Genomic DNA, 16,800 nt, shown 5'->3' on the forward strand with positions numbered 1-16,800 from the left:
CGTTATGAATGACTACAAAAGTCACCAAATGCAACTTTTTACCCAATGAGGCTGGTTTCGACTATGGCGTATTCACCCACGGTTTTCTGAGCGGCGATCATGAGCGGCTTGTCTGGCATCGGTGTAGTCCACAGGCCGACGTTCTCTGCCTCTGACTGCCTACGTGTGGCGCGCCGCGGGGTTTCTACAGTGGGCTCATCGCTGACCGGCACCGTTTACCGCCATATCGGTGGCATGGCCGCAGCGAAACAACCGCAAGGAAGAAGACCATGAACGAAGACACCCTCAAGGGCAACTGGAAGCAGTTCAAAGGCAAGATGATTGAACAGTGGGGCAAGCTCACGAACGATGACTTTGACGTCATTGATGGCAAGCGTGAACAGTTCCTGGGCAAGCTGCAGGAGCGCCAGGGCATTGCCCGCGACGCAGCCGAAAAGCAGCTCAAGGAATGGCAAGAACGCCACCCGGACTTCCGCTTCAACGACTGACCGGTTGCCCGGCGCAGGGGCCCGGCCCCTGCCCTGCAGCAACACGGGAAACGACGGCTCCCGCACCCTGGTGCAGACAGCTGCACACCCCTGAATCACCCAATCCCGAGGAGAAACCCATGAAATTCGCACGTACTCTGATCGCATCCGTGGCTGCCGGCCTGCTGGCAACCTCTGCCTTCGCCATGACCGAACCCGAGCACAAGGCCGCCAAGGAGCGCATCTCGGCCGACTACAAGGCCGACAAACAAAAGTGTGATGCCCTGAAGGCGAACGCCAAGGACGTCTGTGTGAAGGAAGCCAAGGGCAAGGAAGATGTGGCCAAGGCAGAACTGGAAGCCCAGTACAAGCCGAGCCCCAAGGCCACCCAGAAGGTGGCAGAAGCCCGCGCTGACGCTGCCTACTCTGTCGCCAAGGAAAAATGCGATGACCTGAAGGGCAATGAAAAGGATGTCTGTGAAAAGGACGCCAAGGCTGCCCAGGTGAAGGCCAAGGAAGATGCCAAGGTTGCCGCAGCGCAGGCCAAGCCTGCTGACAACGCCGCCGAAAAGGGCGCCGCCGTGGCAGAGGCCCGCAAGGATGCCAACGCAGAAAAGAACGACGCCAACTACAAGGCCGCCAAGGAGCGCTGCGATGCGCTGTCGGGTGATGCCAAGTCCAAGTGTGTGGACGACATGAAGCGCATGTACGGCAAGAGCTGATCCGCTGGGGACCTCTCAGTGGCCGGTACTCCCAGCCGCTGGCAGTCTTCACAATGCCCCGCCCTGTGCGGGGCGTTTTTTGTTGTGGGGGCCGGATGGTGCTGAGCGGTTGATGCCGAACTGACCTGCATCAACACGCCCTGGTGGCTGGCGGCCTAAGCTCATGCCCTGTTTTTGTCTCGCTGCAAAGGGATTCCCATGGCACAACTCGAATGGTCGGACGCGCTGGCCCTGGACCTGCCCCTGATGGACGACACCCACCGCGAATTCGTGGACCTGCTGGCCGCCGTGGACCGGGCCGAAGATGCGCAGCTGCTCTCGACCTGGCATGCGCTCGTGGAGCACACCGATCACCATTTTGCGCAGGAGGACGCCTGGATGGCGTCCACCCGTTTTGCCTCGGGCAACTGCCACAGCATGCAGCACCGGGTGGTGCTGCAGGTCATGCGCGAAGGGGTGGTGAGGGCCCAGCAAGGCGACCTGCAAGTGCTGCGTGTGATGGCCAGCGAACTGGCGCTGTGGTTTCCGCAGCACGCCCAGAGCATGGACGCTGCGCTGGCCCTGCACTTGCGCCGTGTGGGCTTTGACCCGGTCTCGGGCGTGGTGCACGCGCCGCACGCGTTGCCGGGCGAACTGATCCAGGGTTGTGGTGGATCGACCTGCTCCGACACCTCGGCCGGTGTTGCCGCCACCGAGCCAGCGGCAATGGCCTGAGAGCGTCAACAGGCTCTTACCCCCGTGCGCAGGCCGCGCCGGTGTGGCATGCTGCCAAGTCTCTAGGCAAGTGGGCGGCATGACCGCTGTGTTTCATGGCCGAAACCTCTTCCCCAGTGGCTCTGTACGACGAGGCCGCAAGTCTCCAAGCCCTGCAGCGCTATGGCATTCTCGACACGCCGATGGAGCCCGCCTACGACGACCTGGCAGGGATTGCGGCCCATGTGTGTGAAGCCCCAGTCGCCCTGATCAGCCTGCTCGACAGCCACCGCCAGTGGTTCAAGGCCTCAGTGGGGCTCCCGCTGCGGGAAACCCCGCTGGACCAGTCCGTGTGCCGCTACGCCGTGCGGCAGCCCGGCGTTTTCATCGTGCCCGACCTGGCGAAGGATGCGCGTTTTGCGCACTTCAGCATCGTGACCCAAGAAAATCCGCTCCGCTTCTATGCCGGGGCGCCGCTGGTCACGCCCGATGGTTATGCCCTGGGCACGCTCTGCGTGCTGGACCACCGGCCGCGCCATCTGTCCCAAAAGGCCCAGGACATGTTGTGTGCGCTGGCGCGCCAGGTGATCCGCCTGCTGGAGCTCAAGCGCGCCAACGACCGCCAGGGCCAGATGCTGGTGGAGTTGGAAGAAGCGCGCCGCCAGATGGCCGTGCTGGCCCATACCGATGTGTTGACCGGCCTGGCCAACCGGCGCTCGTTCACCGCGCGCCTTTTGCAGGAGCAGGCCCTTTTGCGGCGCGACGGCGAACCCGCCTGCCTGCTGATGATGGACATCGACCACTTCAAGCGCGTCAACGACGTGCATGGCCACCATGTGGGCGACCAGGCCCTGCAGCTTTTTGCCACGCTCTGCCGCGATGTGTTCCGCGCGGCCGACATGGTGAGCCGCTGGGGCGGCGAGGAGTTTCTGGCCCTGTTGCCTGCTACCCGGGTGGAGCAGGCCCAGGCGGTGGCGCAGCGTGTGCATGACGCGCTGACCACCCACCCGGTGCCGGGGGTGATGCCGCCCTTGGCGCTGACCGTGAGCATGGGGCTGTCCAACTTCGATCCCCTGCGCCCTCTCGACATCACCCTTCGCGCGCTGGATTCAGCGCTCTACGCAGCCAAGCGCGAAGGCCGCAACCGCACCGTGGTGGTGTAAGTGCAGCGAATTTGCTTTAATTTTGATAGCTGCTAGCGCTTGTCAGTAAAGCGCTAGGGCCATATTCTTTCAATATTTCGACGCTGCTTCAGTGCCCTGCGGTGCGGGGCAGTATCAGCGCAGCCATGCGCCATGAAAGATCCCGCAGGGCCCGGCGCACGGCGGGCGAATCCTGCGCACCCACGGGGTTGGCATCGTTGCGCGGGCAGAACGCAGCCTCCAGGACGTGCTGCTTGGCGCAGACCAGCGCCACCCGGTCTTGCGCCCGCAGGGCCGCCATCAGCTGGTCGCGGTGGCGCTGCACGCGCTGCGCCTCGGCCAGCGTCAGGGTGGGTGGGGGCGCGGCAGCGCCTGCGGCCGGGCCGGTCAGGTGCTGTGCCCAGGACAGGGGCGTGGTGCGCGTTGTCATACAGCGCTCACCGGCGGTGTAGGGGGCGTGGCGGGGCGCGCAGCCGGTGGGGCGGGAGGGCGCACCTCCGGTGGCGCCATCGGGCGGCGGGGCGGCGTGTTGCCCTGCGACAGGCCGTACCAGTTCACCTTGCGCGTCAGCACCATCACAGCGGTCAGTACCAGGAACAGCGCAATGGCACCCACCACCAGGGCCGTCTGCTCCAGCTGCAGCAGCACGTACAGCAGGCCATACAGCACCGCGATGCCCCCGCCCAGCGGGATGCCCCGTGCCAGGCCACCCAGCATGTGGCTGGCGTAGTAGGCGAGCAGCAGCACACAGGCGCTGGCGGCCACGGCGTACGAGATGCCAAACGGCAGGTGCTCCGACAGGCTCACCAGCAGCAGGAAGAAGCTGCACAGCGCGCTGCCCACCAACAGGTACTGCACCGGGTGCACGCGCAGCTTCTTCATCAGCTCGAACAGGCCCACGGCCACGAAGGTGAGGGCAATGAACAGCACGCCATATTTGGTCGCGCGGTCCGACAGGGAATAGGGGTTCACCGGGTCGATGAAAGCCACGCTGAAGCTGTCGGCGCAGTCGCCGGGGGTGGTGCCACCGGGCACGTAGTCGCTGTGGCTGCCGTCGTCTGTGCCGCCCAGGCAGATGCGTTTGCCGTTGGCAATGTCGGCCTGCGCCGTGGTGGCCAGAGACGACAGGCGCCACTGTGCCGCGAAACCGGTCTTCTTGACCTCGCGCTCCGACGGCAGAAAGCGGCCCCCAAACGACGGGTGGGGCCAGCTGCTGGTCATCTGCACCTCGGTGTTGCCACCCAGCGGCACGAAGGCCAGGCGTTCGGTGCCCACCAGTTCCAGGTCCAGCGTGGCGGTCAGTCCGTCGGCCTTGCCGCGCACCGATTCTGGCAGTGCCGCATGCAGGCCCCGGCTGTAGGTGGGGTGGAAGGTGCCGGGCTTGAGGGCCAGGGTCTGCGAATCCAGGGTGAACTGCGCGGTGCGGATGCCACGCGCGTCGCCCACGGCCATCATGACGATGGGTGCACCGCAGTGCATGCGCGAGTTTTTCATGCTGCTTTGCGGCACCAGGCTCGCCAGCGAACCCCACTGGGCCGTCACGTGGGCCTTGAGGTTGAAGGTGTTCACCTTGTGCAGGCCGCGCGCACGTTCTTCCATCGCGGCGCCGGTGCTGAGCTTGAGCTGCTCGGGCATGGCGGTCAGCAGGAACTCGCGGCGCTGCTCCACCATGCGGCGCTCATCGCCCTTGCCGGTCTCTACCTCCCAGCTCTCCACACAGGCGCTGTGGATCATCGGGCCCATCAGCGTCTGCGGTCCGGCCAGGCTTTCGGCCACGCTCTGGGCGGTGATGCTGCGGTAGCGCAACCGGTCGCGCACCACGTCTTCGATCATGCCGAGGCCAAAGAGCAGCAGCACGGTGATGGCGGCCAGCGCGGCCAGTTTGGTGAACAAGGGGTGTTTGAGCAAGAGATCCTCCACAAATGATGTTGTGGAGGCAGTGTTGTGGCCCGGTGTGAGGGCGCTATGAAGTTTGTGAGGCCAGTGTGAAGTCGGGCGTTGTGTCGGCATGACCTGTCAGGTCATCGACGGCCGAACTCCTTGCACCTACAAACGGCACATGGCTAAAAGAAACACGTTTAGGGGGGCGGCATGCGCTATGGGGTTCCGGTGATTCTGGTCTTGGTGGCAGTGGTCCATGCCCTGCCGCTGGTGGGCGTGCTCGGGGCGGGCAAGCTGGCGCAGCTGTACGGCACCCCGGTGCAGGATGCAGGCGTGGAGCTGCTGTTGCGGCACCGGGCCGTGCTTTTCGGGCTGCTGGCCGCCTTCATGGGCTATGCAGCCCTGCGCCCCGATCTGCATCGGCTGGGCCTGGTGGCGGGGCTGGTGAGCGTGGTGTCGTTTCTGCTGCTGTCGTGGCTGCAGCGGGGCAGCGCGCTCAGCGCCCCGCTGGTGACGGTCGTGCGGGTGGATGGGGTTGCACTGGCCTTGCTGGTGGTGGGGCTCGCTCTACACCTGCGCCGCTCGCATTAACTGGCGGGAAACTCCAGCGCCACTTGCAACCCAGGCCCGGTATTGCGCACCACCATCTGCCCCCCGTGCAGCGCCATCACGCGCTTGACGATGGCCAGCCCCAGGCCCGATCCACTGCGCTCGCCGCCTGGCCGCGCGGTGGTGAAGAAGCGTTCGCCCAGGCGGGGCAGGGCGTAGTCGGGCACGCCGGGGCCGCTGTCCCGCACGGCCACGGTGGCGCCGTCCAGCTCCACCTGCACCGTGCTGCCTGCTGGCGCAAAGTCGATGGCGTTGTCCAGCAGATTGGTCAGTGCCATGGTCACGAGCTCGGCCTCCCAGGGGCCGTTGCTGCCCGTACCGGACAGGGCCAGCATGATGCCGCGTTGCGCAGCACGGGCGCGTGTCTGGCCGATGGCGGCCTCGGCGCAGGCCTGCAGGGCCACAGGCGCGCGGCCCTCGGCGTGGTGGCGCTGCTCCAGTTTGGACAGCTCCAGCAGTCGGTCGATGATGCGCTGCAGGCGTTCGCTTTGCTGCACCACCTGGGTCGCAAATTCGGCACGGTCGGCGGCGGGCAGCTCGTCCTGCAGCAGCTCGCCCGCGCCCCGGATGGCCGCCACAGGGCTTTTGAGTTCGTGCGTCAGCGCGCGCACGTAGCCCTCGATGTAGTCGCGCCCCTCCAGCCGGGCACGCATGCGGTCCATGGCGCGGGCCAGGTCGCCCAGCTCGCCCGGTACCTCGGGCACGGCCAGGGCCGTGGTGGGCGGGGCGCCGGGGTCATGGCGCTCGCCATCGGCCGGGCCCTGCACGCTCAAGGCGTAGTCGCGCAGACGGCGCACGTTCCATACCATCCACAGCGTCACGGCCACGCCGACGGCGGCCGAGAGCGCCAGTAGCAAAAGGCCGCCCATGAACACCTTGCGCTCGGCGCGGTCGATGAAGCGCTGCACGGTGCGGGTGGGTTTGGCCACCGTCAGCACGCCTGCAATCTGTTCTTTCACGTAGATGGGCGCCGCCACATGCATCACGCCGCTGGTGTCGTCGTCTTCCACATCGCGCGTGGAGCGTGCGCCGTACTCGCCCCGCAGCGTGCGGGCCACGTCGCGCCACTGCGAGTAGTCGGCGCCGATGGCGCGGTTCTCCGAGTCGAACAACACACGCCCCGTGGTGTCGGTCACATAGATGCGGTAGTCCAGTGACTGCTTGGAGAAGCCCCAGATCGCCGCATCGATGGGCCGCGTGGCATAGCGTCGCACATGCTGCGCAAACGGGCTGGTGCTGCTGTTGTCAGCCCCCGCCGCCAACCGCCCGGCGGCCAGGTCTTCGCTGGCCAGCTCGGCCAGGATGTTGGCCGTGTCCACCATCATGTCCTCCATCACCTCGCGCACGCTGGGCTTGATCTCGGCCATGAACACGCGCAGCACAAAAAACGCGGCGATGCCGTTGATCAGGAAGAAGGCGAACAGCAGGCGGATGCCCAGGCGCATGGGGCAGTTCTCTTAAAAAATCTTGACCGGCAAAGCGTCTCAGAAGCGCTGAGTATCGGTATGGAGCAAGACGATGTGGGGGACGGGCAGTGCGTAGCACGCCTGGCGGACATGCTGGTCAGATCGTACAGGCGGTTGAATCGCAAGGTGAATTTGGCCAGGAAGCGCGATGCGGGCTCCCTGTGCGTGATGCTGCGACCCAGTCCTTGCCATCTGGCACGGGATGCACCGTGGGGACGCAAAGCCTGTTGCGCGGCCCACAAAAGTTGCAAACGCGCAACGTTTTCGCTCGAAAACAGATCGTTGCGACCGGGCTGCTCCAGCGATCCCGTGCTACCCGCTGTTACCGCTTGAGACATGTCACCTAGGCTGAACCCGGAGCTGCCCACGGTGTGGCGCGGGCTTCTGCCAATTTCATGCAGCAACAGGAGACAAGTTATGAACAAAATGCGTGCCCTATCAGCGGCCGTGCTTGGGTGCTTTTCGTCGTTTGGCATGGCGCAAAGCGCGGCTGACGGGAGCAGTGTGACGATGTACGGCATCGTCGACGTTGGCATCCACCATGTCACCGGAGCACCCGGCGGCTCTAAGACCAGCCTTACCAGTGGGAACATGCAAGGTTCGCGCCTCGGATTCAAGGGAAATGAAGACCTGGGAGGTGGATACCGCGCCGTCTTCACGCTCGAATCGCGGCTCGAAGCTGACACCGGCGCACTGGGCAACCGCCCCATTTCCCAAGGGCGGCTGCCGGACCGACTCAGCAACGCTGGATTGTTGGGCCTGCCCGCTGCGCTTCAGCCTGCTGTGTCCGCAGTGGCCGCCCAGATCGGTAATTCCGTGGGCGTCAACTTGGGCAACAACTTCTTTGATCGGCAAGTATTCACCGGCCTGATCACCCCGTTCGGTGCCTTCACATTCGGGCGACAGTACACACCGGGCTACTTGGCCAACGCCAACTTTGACGCGATGAAGACCGAGTCCAGCCTGTCACTGGGACAGTTGGTGGCGATTCCGGCTTCGTTCGATATCCGCGTGAGCAACTCACTCCAGTACGGTCTGCAATGGAACGGATTCACCGCCACCGCGATGTACGCAGCCGGGGAAGTCGCAGGTCGGTCGAGCGCGGGGCGGCTGTGGGGTGCCATGGCCATGTACAACGGCAACGGCTATTCGTTCGGCGGCGGTTACAACACACGCAACAACGAACTGGGTGAAAAGTCGCTGACGACCGCTGTCCTCGGCGCGACGCTGGATGTCGGGCCGGGCACCCTGTCGGGCCAATTCAGCGTCATCAAGGACGACCATCCCACCAACCTGTCCGGCATTTCCGCAGTCCTGTCTGCCAACCCTGCCACGGCACCAGTGGCCGGTCTGGTGCAAAACGCCTTCATTCAGGGTTTCCGGCAAGACGCACGCCTGTTCCAGGTTGGCTACCGCATCACCAGCGGCGTGCACGCCGTGACCGTGGCCTACAACAACATGAACGACAAACGCCCGTTCAATGCGGATCGCGCGTCGTATGGGGTGGCTTACACCTATGCACTGTCCAAGCGCACCGACCTGAATGCCGTACTCACACACCTGAACAACAAAAACACGTCGCAAGACATGTTGGGCGGCAACGGATTCCTGGGTGGCGTTGCGGCAGCGCCCGGAAAAGACGTCAATAGCCTGGCACTGTCGATTCGCCACCGTTTCTGAGGGCTTGCAGAGCGGAGGGCATCCGTGTGCTGCGCCGCTCAGGCCCTACACGCTACCCCGCCAGATAGTCCGCCTGTCCAGCCCTCCGGCCCGAGCATTTCTCAGTTTTCGGTGGCATGCGGCCGTGGCCTGCACGCCAGTGCTCGCGCCTGCTGGGGGCGGGATGCCTTGCAAGGGCCCGCTCTACCTATGAGTGCGTGTGATGTCATCGACTCCATCGACGGGGCCAATGGGGTTTTAAAAATCGATGCAATACCCCATGCCCCGGTGCGTGCTGATGTACTCGCGCCCCGGGTCCACCTCGCGCAGCTTGGCGCGCAGGGTCTTGATATGGGTGTCCACCGTGCGGTCGGTGCTCTCGCTGTCGTCGCCCCAGGCAGCGGCCAGCAGCGCGTCGCGCGAATGAATGCGGCCTGCGCCTCGCAACAGGTGGGACAGCAGGCGGTATTCGCGCCGGGTCAGCGGCAGGGCCTGGCCGCGCAGGCTGATGCGCTGGCCCGTCTCGTCGTCGAGGAACAGCGCGGTGGCCGTAGCGGCGGGCGCTGCCGGGTGGCCGTTGCCGTTCCCGTTGCCCGCGCGGCGCAGCAGCGCCTTCACGCGTGCCGCCAACTCGCGCGGGCTGAAGGGCTTGGTGAGGTAGTCGTCCGCGCCCAGCTCCAGGCCCAGCACGCGGTCGATTTCTTCGCCGTGGGCGCTGAGCATCAGCACGGGCAGGGCGGCCGTGGACGCCGCGTTGCGCACGTCGCGCAGCAGGTCCAGCCCGCTGCCGTCGGGCAGGCCCACGTCCAGCACCAGCAGGTCAAAACGGGCGCGCTGCAGTTGCTGGCGCGCATCGTGTACCAGCAGGCTGTGCGTGACGGTAAGGCCATCGCGCTCCAGCGCATAGGCCACGGTGCGGGCGATGGCGGGGTCGTCTTCGAGCAGAAGGAGTTTGGCAGACATGCCTCAATCATCCCCGTTGCTGCGCACCCCGCGCAGACAACGCAACTGGCGCGGCGCCGGCCAGGGACGCCGAGCAAGGGCCGCCCCGCAGTGAGGGCGTCGTCCCCCTTGGGGGAAGGCGCCGCAGGCGACTCAGGGGGTATTCCATGTCAGCGTGCAACGAGGATGGGGAACAATTTACCCAGCCCGTCGGCCATCACCTCTACGGCCAGGGCGGCCAGGATCAGGCCCATCAGCCGGGTCATCACGTTGATGCCGGTCTTGCCCAGCACGCGTGCAATCGGGTCGGCCAGCGCAAAACACACGGCCGTGGCCAGCGCAATCACCACGCCGTAGCCCACCAGCGCCGCGTGCTGCCAGAAGGTCTGTGCGCGGTCGGCATAAATCACCACCGTGGACATGCTGGCTGGGCCGGTGAGCAGCGGGATGGTGAGCGGCACCACGGCAATGCTGCTGCCCGCTGCTGCCTTCTCGGCCCCTTCTTCGTACTCATTGGTGCTGGGCTTGGCCTCAGCGGGCTGGGCGTTGAGCATGTTCATCGCGCTGATGAGCAGCAGCATGCCGCCGCCCACCTGGAAGCTCTGCAGCGAGATGTTGAAGAAGTCGAGGATCTGCAGGCCCAGCAGCGCACAGGCTGCAATCACGCAGAACACGCTGAAGCTGGCCACCTGGATGGTGCGTCGCCGCTGCGGGTACGAAAAGCCCTGCGTGTAGTGGATGAAAAACGGCACGATGGCCAGCGGGTTCACGATGGCCAGCAGGGTGATAAGAGGTTTCAGGTCCATCAGCGTCCTCCAGAGACTTCAAGCAATGACATGGTGGTGTAGGGCGACGCATCCGACATCAGCCATACGATGGCCTCGGCCACTTCTTCGGCCGTGCCGCCGCGTTGCATGGGCACCTGGTGGGCCAGGTCGCGCACGCGGTCGGGCAGACCGCCGCTGGCGTGGATGTCGGTCTCGATCAGGCCCGGGCGCACGGCGTTCACACGGATGCCTTCTGCCGCCACCTCGCGTGCCAGGCCGATGGTGAAGGTGTCGATGGCGCCCTTGGCCGCCGCGTAGTCCACATACTGGTGGGCCGCGCCCAGCCGCGCGGCGGCGCTGGAGACGTTGACGATGCTGCCGCCCGCGCCGCCGTGGCGGGTGCTCATGCGGCGCACGGCCTCGCGGGCGCAGACAAAGCTGCCGATCACGTTGATATCGAACATGCGGCGCAGGCGCGCCACGCTCATTTCGTCCACCCGCTGGGTGGTGTCCACCACGCCCGCGTTGTTCACCAAGGCGGTGATGCGCCCGAGTTGTGTATCCACGGTGGCAAACATGGCCAGCACCTGGGCCTCGTCGGCGACATCGGCCTGCACGGCCAGCGCGGTGCCGCCTGCGGCGCGGATCTGCTGCACCACTGCATCGGCGGCGGCCTGGTTGCCTTGGTAGTTCACCGCCACCGCCCAGCCCTGGCGCGCGGCCAGTTGGGCGGTGGCGGCGCCAATGCCTCGGCTGGCGCCGGTGATTAAGACGATCTTGTCCATGAAATCGGGGTCTCCTGCAAGAATGGCGCATTGGAACAGGTTCTGGGTGCTGCGGGCAGCGGTTTGCAGCAGGCACACCTCCACTCCGGCGCATTTTTATCAAGGAGATTGCAGCATGGGACAGTTTGTCGATCTGACTTCGGGTGACGGTTTTGTATTTCCGGCCTGGGTGGCCCAGCCCGATGCCGCACCGCGTGGCGCCGTGGTGGTGCTGCAGGAAATTTTTGGCGTGAACTCCCACATTCGCGCCGTGGCCGACCGCTTTGCGGCGCGTGGCTACCTGGCGGTGGCGCCTTCGACCTTCCACCGTGTGAAACCCGGCGTGGACCTAGGCTACACCGGCGACGACATGCAGGTGGGCATGGGCCTGAAGGCCGCAGTGGAGGCGTTGCCCGCCCCCGGCGTGATGCCCGACATCCAAGCCGCCATCGACTACGCCGCCGCGCAAAGCGGCCGCAAGGTGGGCATCGTGGGCTTTTGCTGGGGTGGGCTGCTCACCTGGCGCGCGGCCTGCACGCTTACCGGCCTGTCGGCCGCCGTGCCCTATTACGGTGGTGGCATGACCAGCCCTGACGAAGCTGCGCGCCAGCCGCGCGTGCCTGTGCTGGCCCACTTTGGCGAGCGCGATCACTGGATCCCCGTGGACAGCGTGCAGGCCTTTGCCCGCGCGCAGCCGGGAGCCGAGGTGCACATCTACGCAGCCGACCATGGCTTCAACTGCGACCAGCGCGGCAGCTACGACGAGCCTGCGGCCATGACGGCACGCGACCGCACCCTGGCGTTCTTCGACAAGCACCTCGCATGAATTGGAATCCCCCCTGAGTCGCTGCGCGCCTTCCCCCAGGGGGGACGACGCCGTCGCTGCGGGGCGGCCCTTGCTTGGCGTCTCTGGCGGGGGCGCGCCCATTGCAGGCGCCAGGGCGCAGCGATGAACTGCTCAATGTTTGGAGGCCGCCATGGCGAGTTCGACGTATATCCAGGTTTTGAGGCAAATTTGGCCGCTACCGCTTGCCTGTAAATCGATAACAGCTATTGTTTTAATAGCATTTGGATTTCAGGCCCACGCGGCCGACTACACCGGTCCCCTGTTCGATGCGCACCTGCACTACAACGAGGAAGCGTGGGACGGCAAAACCGGCCCCCACCCGCCCGCCGATGTGCTGGCGCGCATGAAGGCCAGCGGCGTGCGCGCCATCGTTGCCAATTCGCGGCCCAACGCGGGTTCGCTCACGCTGGCGGGCCTGCCGCAGACGCGCGAGGCGGGCGTCACCGTCGTGCCCTTTGTGCGGCTGTACCGCAACCGGGCGGACTACACCGGCTGGTTTGCCGACGAGAGCATCTACACCATGGTGCAGACCGAGCTGGCGCGCGGCACGGCGGCCGGGCCCTACCGGGGCATTGGCGAGTTCCACCTGTACGACAGCGCCAATGCCGACGGCCCGGTAGCCAAAAAGCTCATGGTCCTGGCCGAAGAGCGTGACCTGGTGGTGCTGGCCCATGTGGACGATGTGGCCATCGACCTGCTGATGGCCCACACGCCGTCGAAGGGCCAGAAGGCGCGCCTGATCTGGGCACACACCGGCATCGGCGGTGCGCCCGTGGAGCGGGTGGATGCGCTGATGGCGCGCTACCCCGGCCTGGTGGGCGAACTCTCGTACCGCCCGGGCCTGGTCTGCGACGACAACCAGCTGTGCCCCGCCTGGCGTGCGCTGCTGCTCAAGTACCCCACGCGCTTCGTGATCGGCTCGGACACCTGGGTCAACCAGCGCTGGCAGCACTACGAAAGCCTGATGCAGGGCTACCGCCAGTGGCTGGGTGGATTGCCTACCGATGTGGCGCGCAAGGTGGCGTGGGACAACGGGGCGGGGTTGTTCGGCGTCCAGGCGCCGCGCTGATCTTGCGACCCAAGGTCCCAGCCCGATCGCACCCCGTGCTACCGGCTGATGCGCCCGCGTGATGGCCCAGCCTCCGGTGCACGCGGCGGTGGTGGCGGGAACCACAGGGTGAACACCGTCGGATGGCCTGGGGCGCTGCGCACGTAGACCAAGCCTCCATGCAATTCCATGGTGCTTTTTACGATGGCCAGCCCCAGGCCAACGCCGGGTGCTTCTTCGTTGCTCGGACTTTCAACCCGGTATGCGCGTTCAAAAATCCTGGCCTGGTGCTTGAGGGCGATGGGCTCGCCCTCGTTGGAGACCGAAATATGGCAGCCGCCATTCGATGCCACCGATCCTGAGAGCACAACCGTGCTGCCTGGGCGGGCGTGGCGAATGGCATTGGTCAGCAGGTTGCCGGTGGCGCGGGTGAGCAGGGTGTCATCAGCCCAGACGTGGGCGCTCTGGTCTACCTGGAGCGCCAGCTCCAAACCCCGCTCCTGGGCGAGCAGTTCGAAGAAGGCTGCGATGGCCCCCAGCCGTTGCTCCAGCGGGATGAAGGTGGCATGAACGGCGCTTTGCTGGCTCTCGGCGCGCGCGAGGAACAGGATGTTCTCGATCATCCGCCCCATGCGCTCATACGTTGGAACGGCCGACTCGATCACCGCACGGTATTCGTCCGCACTGCGGGGGCGGTCCAGCGTGACCTGCGCGACCATCAGGAGACGGTGGATGGGAGTGCGCAGATCGTGCGCAATGTCGGACGACACACCCGACAGGCGGGTGAAGGAATCCTCCAGCCGGTCGAGCATGTTGTTGAACGCCCGGGCCACGGGTTCCAGCTCGGCAATGTTGTTCTCGGGGGCCAGCCGTTCGTGCAAGGCCTGGGCGCTGATGCGGTTGGCCGTGTTGGCCAGGCGGTGGGCCGAGGACAGGATGAGCTTGGCGGTGCACCATGCGAAGAGGCTCGCGGCCAGCGCGCCGACACCCAGCGTGATGGCAAAAACACGCCATGAGCGCAGGGCAAAGGCATGGCCCCGCGCGTGCAAATCCTCTGCAGGGATATGGACCATGCCTCCGTTGCTGGCGAGCAGCGGCAGGAGGTCGTTGAAATCCTGGCCCAGCAGGTAGATCACCATCCAGAAGCTGGCCGTGATCAACAGCAGGGTGATCAAAGAAATCGCCAGCGCGATCTTCAGGGGCAGAGAGCGCCGCAGGAAAGTCCTCGCCCTAGGCGTTGTTTCGGAGTTCGAGGACATAGCCGACGCCCCTGACGGTGTGAATGAGTTTTTCGGCGAAGGGCTCGTCTATCTTGGCGCGCAGTCGGCGCACCGCCACATCAACCACATTGGTGTCGCTGTCAAAGTGCATGTCCCACACGTTCTGCGCGATCAGGGTGCGCGATACGACCTGGCCGGCATGGCGGGCCAGATAGTCCAGGAGAACAAACTCCTGGGTGGTGAGGTCAATGCGCAGCGCGCCCCGTTTGACGCGCCGGCGCGCGGTATCGACTTCCAGCTCGCCCACGCGCAGCAAGCCCTCTGGTGCGGACATGGGTGCACGGCGGCGCGCGACCACCTGGATGCGTGCCAGCAGCTCGGAAAACGCAAAGGGCTTGACCATGTAGTCGTCGGCACCCAGCAGGAGCCCCTTGACGCGGTCTTCGACCTCGTCGCGGCCCGATATGAAAAACACCGGTGTCTGTTGTTGTGTGCGAATGCCCTGCAGCACATCCCAGCCGCTGGCGCCGGGCAGCCCCACGTCGAGCAGGATGAGGTCGTAATGCCCTGAGGTGGCCAGATGCAGGCCCTCCACACCGTCGAACGCCGTGTCTACAACATGGCCATGCTCGGTCAGGCCTTTTTGCAGGTAAGCGGCGGTTGATCGTTCGTCTTCAATGGAAAGCAAGCGCATGTGACGAGATCCCGGCGGTTTCTCAAGGGACAGAAAAGGTGGAGTGCAGACGGATGGAGGGAAGCTGCGGATTGACTTTGGTGGATTGTTGAAGGTGCGTGTGGATTTGAGAAGCTTGCTGGATCGAAATGCACTGTTGCGAATTCACGAACAGTCGTGAGAGCTTGTGTGCGGTCTCGCGGGAGGATTGGTCTGGAGCGTGACCATGATCCTCGCGGATGCTTCGGGTGCGCCGTTTGCGCTAGGGATCCTCTGCACGAATCGAGCGGCAAGTGGGCGCTGCGGATCGGGATGGGCTGCAAGGCGCAAAACGCAGCAATAGCCGCAGCTATTGCGAGTATTTGCAACGCCGCAGACCGCCCGAGACTGCAGCTGCACACGGCGCGGTGATTTGTGCAGAGGGTCCCTAGCCCTTGCGCAATCAGCGGTTGTGTCTCCTCACCCGATTTCGCGACAACCTTTCGGGCCGTGGTGTTTGCAGCCGGTCTCTGCTTTTGCAGCGGTTTTGCAAGTCCAGGCTATCTATCTATTGCACACCGTGTCTGGCGTACCCATCCCGCCAAACCGCTGTGTGCCTCCCGGGGATCGCCAACAGCCTTTCAGTCCGGAGGGAATGTGGCACCTGTGAAACGGCGTTGTCCCAAACCGAGGGGGGGGCGCATGCGTGTCCCCCGTGGTTGCGCTCTGCGGTCTGTGGGCACGAGGGTGCAGTGCCTACGCTTGCACCATGTCCTGCCAACAAGGCGTGGGACATGACTCCGATTGAACCCACTTAACAAGGATGACCATGAAAAAATTCGCCACATTGGCTGTGCTTGCAGCCATCAGCGCAACCTCTTATGCACAATCGTCTGTCACGCTGTTTGGCGTGGCCGACGTGGCGGTTCAGGTGGGCCGCGGCAGTGAGACGAACCGGACCAGCGTGGGCAGCGGTGGTCTGGCGTCCAACCGCCTCGGTTTCCGAGGTATTGAAGATCTTGGTGGTGGCATGAAGGCTGGCTTCTGGCTGGAAGCCGGGTACAACCTGGACGACGGTACAGGCGTCGGCAACACCTTCAACTTCAACCGTCGCTCGACCATCAGCTTGATGGATGACCTCTGGGGCGAAGTTCGCCTGGGCCGTGATTTCACTGCGACCTACAACAACATCTATGACGCATTCGGCGACAACGGCGTCGGCGCTCTTCTGAAGACGACTTCGCTGGGCAGCAACTACGGCTACGCCATGCAGACGCGTACCAGCAATTCCGTGTCGTACTTCACGCCCAGGAATCTGGGTGGGTTCTTTGGCCAGGTGCAGTACTACCGTGGCGAGGCCGCCAATGGCTCCAATGACGGCAATGGCTATGGGTTGCGCGCTGGCTATGAAAACGGCCCCCTCAATGTGGGCGTGAGCTACGGCTCGGTGTCCAGCCTTGGTGCGTATGGCGACGTGACGAATGCCAACATCGGAGGTTCTTACGATTTCGGTGTGGCCAAGCTGCTGGTTGAAGCTGGGCAGGATGAGTCCAAGGCCCGCGACGAGAAGGCTCGCCACTACATGATCGGTGCGACGGCTCCCGTGGGCAGCGTTGGCCTGGTCCGCGCTTCGTGGTCCCGCGTCAGCGTTCAGGACACCAATGTGCAGGCGAACAAGTTTGCCGTGGGGTACGTGCACAACCTGTCCAAGCGCACTGCCCTGTACACCACCTTTGCGTACCTGAAGAACAAGAACGGTTCTGCGCTTGCACTGAACGGTGCCAAGACCAGTGCAGGTGACAACTCCAAGGGCCTGGACTTCGGCCTGCGCCACACGTTCTAAGACCCCAGGCGGTCTTCCTCTTGCCCATTGCGATGGGCAATTGTCTCCAAGGTAAACGATTGGTCCGCATCCCCCAGG

At 64.8% G+C, this 16,800-nt stretch carries 17 protein-coding genes; 9 read left to right on the forward strand and 8 right to left on the reverse strand.

What is annotated here, in order from left to right:
- Positions 1–269: 269 nt before the first annotated feature.
- The 4 genes from KW832_RS21265 to KW832_RS21280 all read left to right on the forward strand — a co-directional run bounded on the left by KW832_RS21265 (position 270) and on the right by KW832_RS21280 (position 3,045).
- Entirely contained in the window at positions 270–488 is a 219-nt protein-coding gene (locus KW832_RS21265; RefSeq protein ID WP_055398709.1) for a CsbD family protein, read from the forward strand.
- A gap of 119 nt (positions 489–607) precedes the next feature.
- On the forward strand, positions 608–1,189 hold the full coding sequence (locus KW832_RS21270; protein ID WP_121421983.1) for a hypothetical protein: 582 nt from the start codon (positions 608–610) through the stop codon (positions 1,187–1,189).
- 198 nt (positions 1,190–1,387) lie between these two features.
- Complete coding sequence (locus KW832_RS21275) at positions 1,388–1,903, forward strand: hemerythrin domain-containing protein (protein WP_218301228.1); 516 nt, start codon at positions 1,388–1,390, stop codon at positions 1,901–1,903.
- Positions 1,904–1,998: 95 nt separating this feature from the next.
- Positions 1,999–3,045, forward strand: a complete 1,047-nt coding sequence (locus tag KW832_RS21280) for a sensor domain-containing diguanylate cyclase (protein ID WP_121421985.1) — start codon at positions 1,999–2,001, stop codon at positions 3,043–3,045.
- 88 nt (positions 3,046–3,133) lie between these two features.
- On the opposite strand, the gene KW832_RS21285 is transcribed toward KW832_RS21280, so the two are convergent.
- A complete protein-coding gene (locus tag KW832_RS21285; protein WP_255577879.1) occupies positions 3,134–3,454 on the reverse strand; it encodes a hypothetical protein in 321 nt (106 codons plus the stop codon).
- Positions 3,451–4,932 carry a cell envelope integrity protein CreD gene (gene creD / locus KW832_RS21290; protein WP_218301227.1) on the reverse strand — a complete coding sequence of 494 codons (1,482 nt, stop codon included), beginning with the start codon at positions 4,930–4,932 and terminating at the stop codon, positions 3,451–3,453. Before creD ends, KW832_RS21285 begins: the two co-directional genes overlap by 4 nt.
- Positions 4,933–5,115: 183 nt before the next feature.
- On the opposite strand from creD, the gene KW832_RS21295 reads away from it, so the two are divergent.
- Positions 5,116–5,496, forward strand: a complete 381-nt coding sequence (locus tag KW832_RS21295) for a phosphopantetheine adenylyltransferase (protein ID WP_121421987.1) — start codon at positions 5,116–5,118, stop codon at positions 5,494–5,496.
- Here KW832_RS21295 and creC read toward each other — a convergent pair.
- On the reverse strand, positions 5,493–6,959 hold the full coding sequence (gene creC, locus KW832_RS21300; protein WP_218301226.1) for a two-component system sensor histidine kinase CreC: 1,467 nt from the start codon (positions 6,957–6,959) through the stop codon (positions 5,493–5,495). The two genes, KW832_RS21295 and creC, sit on opposite strands and share 4 nt — an antisense overlap.
- Positions 6,960–7,397: 438 nt before the next feature.
- Here creC and KW832_RS21305 point away from each other — a divergent pair, with 438 nt between their 5' ends.
- Positions 7,398–8,660, forward strand: coding sequence for a porin (locus KW832_RS21305; RefSeq protein WP_218301225.1), 1,263 nt, complete (start codon positions 7,398–7,400; stop codon positions 8,658–8,660).
- Between the two features lie 237 nt (positions 8,661–8,897).
- On the opposite strand, the gene KW832_RS21310 is transcribed toward KW832_RS21305, so the two are convergent.
- From KW832_RS21310 to KW832_RS21320, 3 genes are all read right to left on the reverse strand, one after another.
- Complete coding sequence (locus tag KW832_RS21310; RefSeq protein ID WP_218301224.1) at positions 8,898–9,602, reverse strand: response regulator; 705 nt, start codon at positions 9,600–9,602, stop codon at positions 8,898–8,900.
- 149 nt (positions 9,603–9,751) lie between these two features.
- Entirely contained in the window at positions 9,752–10,387 is a 636-nt protein-coding gene (locus KW832_RS21315) for a MarC family protein (RefSeq protein ID WP_055402029.1), read from the reverse strand.
- A complete protein-coding gene (locus KW832_RS21320; RefSeq protein WP_121423008.1) occupies positions 10,387–11,133 on the reverse strand; it encodes an SDR family oxidoreductase in 747 nt (248 codons plus the stop codon). Before KW832_RS21320 ends, KW832_RS21315 begins: the two co-directional genes overlap by 1 nt.
- A 115-nt stretch (positions 11,134–11,248) precedes the next feature.
- Here KW832_RS21320 and KW832_RS21325 point away from each other — a divergent pair, with 115 nt between their 5' ends.
- Positions 11,249–11,938 (forward strand): dienelactone hydrolase family protein, encoded by a 690-nt coding sequence (locus KW832_RS21325; RefSeq protein WP_218301223.1) that lies wholly within the window; start codon positions 11,249–11,251, stop codon positions 11,936–11,938.
- A gap of 151 nt (positions 11,939–12,089) precedes the next feature.
- The gene (locus KW832_RS21330) at positions 12,090–13,028 is read left to right on the forward strand and encodes an amidohydrolase (RefSeq protein WP_255577881.1); all 939 of its coding nucleotides are present in this window, start codon (positions 12,090–12,092) and stop codon (positions 13,026–13,028) included.
- 38 nt (positions 13,029–13,066) lie between these two features.
- Here the strand turns inward: KW832_RS21330 and KW832_RS21335 are convergent, their stop codons facing one another.
- Positions 13,067–14,182: a heavy metal sensor histidine kinase gene (locus KW832_RS21335; protein ID WP_218301222.1), complete on the reverse strand. Its 1,116-nt coding sequence runs from the start codon at positions 14,180–14,182 to the stop codon at positions 13,067–13,069.
- Between the two features lie 55 nt (positions 14,183–14,237).
- Positions 14,238–14,921 carry a heavy metal response regulator transcription factor gene (locus KW832_RS21340; RefSeq protein ID WP_218301221.1) on the reverse strand — a complete coding sequence of 228 codons (684 nt, stop codon included), beginning with the start codon at positions 14,919–14,921 and terminating at the stop codon, positions 14,238–14,240.
- Positions 14,922–15,708: 787 nt separating this feature from the next.
- Here KW832_RS21340 and KW832_RS21345 point away from each other — a divergent pair.
- Positions 15,709–16,722 carry a porin gene (locus tag KW832_RS21345; RefSeq protein WP_057228604.1) on the forward strand — a complete coding sequence of 338 codons (1,014 nt, stop codon included), beginning with the start codon at positions 15,709–15,711 and terminating at the stop codon, positions 16,720–16,722.
- The last annotated feature ends 78 nt before the right edge of the window (positions 16,723–16,800 follow it).

The organism is Acidovorax sp. sif0632 (genome assembly GCF_019218805.1).
In the GTDB taxonomy this organism is placed as follows: domain Bacteria; phylum Pseudomonadota; class Gammaproteobacteria; order Burkholderiales; family Burkholderiaceae_C; genus Acidovorax; species Acidovorax facilis.

Bases quoted from the DNA above. Each gene is read 5' to 3' on its own strand.
- KW832_RS21345 (WP_057228604.1), top strand. From the start codon at position 15,709: ATGAAAAAATTCGCCACATTGGCTGTGCTTGCAGCCATCAGCGCAACC.
- KW832_RS21305 (WP_218301225.1), top strand. From the start codon at position 7,398: ATGAACAAAATGCGTGCCCTATCAGCGGCCGTGCTTGGGTGCTTTTCG.
- KW832_RS21280 (WP_121421985.1), top strand. From the start codon at position 1,999: ATGGCCGAAACCTCTTCCCCAGTGGCTCTGTACGACGAGGCCGCAAGT.
- KW832_RS21295 (WP_121421987.1), top strand. From the start codon at position 5,116: ATGCGCTATGGGGTTCCGGTGATTCTGGTCTTGGTGGCAGTGGTCCAT.
- KW832_RS21285 (WP_255577879.1), bottom strand. From the start codon at position 3,454: ATGACAACGCGCACCACGCCCCTGTCCTGGGCACAGCACCTGACCGGC.
- KW832_RS21320 (WP_121423008.1), bottom strand. From the start codon at position 11,133: ATGGACAAGATCGTCTTAATCACCGGCGCCAGCCGAGGCATTGGCGCC.
- KW832_RS21275 (WP_218301228.1), top strand. From the start codon at position 1,388: ATGGCACAACTCGAATGGTCGGACGCGCTGGCCCTGGACCTGCCCCTG.
- KW832_RS21310 (WP_218301224.1), bottom strand. From the start codon at position 9,602: ATGTCTGCCAAACTCCTTCTGCTCGAAGACGACCCCGCCATCGCCCGC.
- KW832_RS21315 (WP_055402029.1), bottom strand. From the start codon at position 10,387: ATGGACCTGAAACCTCTTATCACCCTGCTGGCCATCGTGAACCCGCTG.
- KW832_RS21330 (WP_255577881.1), top strand. From the start codon at position 12,090: ATGGCGAGTTCGACGTATATCCAGGTTTTGAGGCAAATTTGGCCGCTA.
- KW832_RS21270 (WP_121421983.1), top strand. From the start codon at position 608: ATGAAATTCGCACGTACTCTGATCGCATCCGTGGCTGCCGGCCTGCTG.
- creC (WP_218301226.1), bottom strand. From the start codon at position 6,959: ATGCGCCTGGGCATCCGCCTGCTGTTCGCCTTCTTCCTGATCAACGGC.
- KW832_RS21265 (WP_055398709.1), top strand. From the start codon at position 270: ATGAACGAAGACACCCTCAAGGGCAACTGGAAGCAGTTCAAAGGCAAG.
- KW832_RS21340 (WP_218301221.1), bottom strand. From the start codon at position 14,921: ATGCGCTTGCTTTCCATTGAAGACGAACGATCAACCGCCGCTTACCTG.
- KW832_RS21325 (WP_218301223.1), top strand. From the start codon at position 11,249: ATGGGACAGTTTGTCGATCTGACTTCGGGTGACGGTTTTGTATTTCCG.